1 protein-coding gene is annotated in these 2,046 nt (G+C 58.8%); it reads left to right on the top strand.

Going from position 1 to position 2,046, the window contains the following annotated elements; translation table 11 throughout:
* The first annotated feature begins 1,269 nt into the window (after positions 1–1,269).
* The gene (locus P0D89_RS52485; protein WP_408379539.1) at positions 1,270–1,983 is read left to right on the top strand and encodes a transposase; all 714 of its coding nucleotides are present in this window, start codon (positions 1,270–1,272) and stop codon (positions 1,981–1,983) included.
* The last annotated feature ends 63 nt before the right edge of the window (positions 1,984–2,046 follow it).

Genomic DNA, 2,046 nt, shown 5'->3' with positions numbered 1-2,046 from the left:
TAGGGAGGCGGGGTTGGATGACAGGAGCCGTATGAGGCGAGAGTCTCACGTACGGATCTGCGAGAGACTCGGGGTGAAACTCCCCGGGTCTACTCAACAACCGCCCGGTGCTGCTGCGTTCAAAAGGCGTGGTGGTGAGCGACCGAGGAAAAGTCATCCATCAGGATGGCAGGTACGTGTTGGGAAGATGAGCGAAAGCAAACCGTTCGATGATGCGTCCAACTGGTTGCCAGTTTTTCGAGGTCATCGAATTTGTCTGCGAGCCGCGCCAGGACGGGATTTCTGATCGGTGACGCCAGATCGGCTAAAGTCCAGATTTCTTTGCGACACGTGTCGCCGTCTGCCGCGCGTCAAGCGGCATGTTGCAGATGGCAAAGTTCGTTTCTGCCTTGTCACGCGCGGCTCCCCGTGCCGTGACCTGCTGTACGACCAGCAGTTACCTACCGGGACGTGCGTGACTGGTAACGGTCGGGTGCGAAGCTCCCGGGACAAAGTACTCGTCGAAAGACGTGAGCGTCGGCGACGGCGTGTAACGACGCTACGAGCCGCAATGTGGCGTGGAGGCCAGGCAAGTTCCGCATGCGCAACAGATGTGAACCGTCGATAAACCTCGTCAGGACTACCGGGCCAAAGCGGCTGACAGGCCCGAACCAAATGGTACGCAGCGGGTTGCTCCTTTGGAAATTGGGAGTACGTCGTCGTGACGCTGCCGGGGAACAGACGGGCGCTAAACGGACAGTCCCGCTGCGATGTGAAACTGAAATCGCATCCGGGTCGGCAGGAACGGGAACGTGGTAAGCCCAATTGTCCGCCAACGCCAGAGGGTTGGCTACGGCAGGTGACCCGCAAGGGAAACTGTTGGACAAGTGGGTATGAGAACGCGCAGCAAGCGAATGACGATCCGTAATGGTTCGTATAGGGGTTCGAGAGTTGCCCTGACCTGAAAGGGTGCCCACTTGCGCGTGGTGCAGTTGTCGCAGACCAGCATTTTCGATTCAACGAAGGCCAGCTTGCGAGTGACCGGTTTCATTTTGGTTCAGCGCCCTTCGCCTCAGCAATGAGGTGAGTCAACGATGTGACGTTTGCGAAGGTCGAATGCGAGGCTGGTTCGACCGGCGTCAGCATGACGCTTAATGCTGTGCTCGAGCTGTATGCGGGGAAACTCGCACGTACAGTTCTTCGGGGGCCTTGCTGCCGGGAGGCAGTGGGGCTACCCACTGGAAGCATCGAATGACGGGTAACCCCTGCTGGCGAGCGATTCCGACGAAATTGAGCGAAGCGCAGTTCGAGGAATTTGTCTTGCCACACCTGAGTCGTGGTCGACGCGGACCGCCGCCGACGCTGTCGTTGCACAAGATCTTCAATTACATCCTGAAGGCGCTCTATATGGGGTGTCAGTGGATGATGCTGCCAATCGAAAGCAATGACAAAGGCCGCCCCGAAATCCACCACACGCGTATCTACCGGATGATGCGGCGCTGGCAGGCCGATGGCAGCATCGAGCGGATCTTTGCGGGCACGGTACATCAACTTCATCAGGACCAGCTGCTCAAGCTTTCCGTCATCCACGGCGACGGCACGACGACCGCTGCGAAGAAAGGAGGCGACAACCTCGGATATAGCGGACATAAGCATCTCAAAGGCTGCAAGGTTGTCGCCTTCTGCGATCGCGACTGCAACATCATCGCGCCGTTCGTGACGGCCCCGGGCAACCGCAACGAATCGCCTCTGTTGTGCCACGCGCTGCCCAGACTCACCGAAATGGCGCGGGCCATTGGCGCGGACCTGCAGGGTTCAACCGTCAGTCTGGACGGCGTCTACGATTGCCGGGCTAACCGCAAGGCGATCTTCAATCGTGGCATGACCCCGAACATCCCCGAGAACCCGCGTGGGCGAAAAACACCGAAGCGGGGCCGCAAGCAGCACTTTGATCCGGCGATCTTCGAGGAGCGCTTCAGGACCATCGAACGCGTCTTTGCCTGAGAAGATAAGTTCCGTCGTCTGCTGCTGCGCTTCGAACGCATTAGTGACGTGCACCACGCGTTA

Source organism: Paraburkholderia sp. RL18-085-BIA-A (assembly GCF_046027075.1).
Taxonomy (GTDB): Bacteria; Pseudomonadota; Gammaproteobacteria; order Burkholderiales; family Burkholderiaceae; genus Paraburkholderia.
Note: the sequence above shows the minus strand (reverse complement) of the source record. Positions and strands in the feature narration are given on the sequence as shown.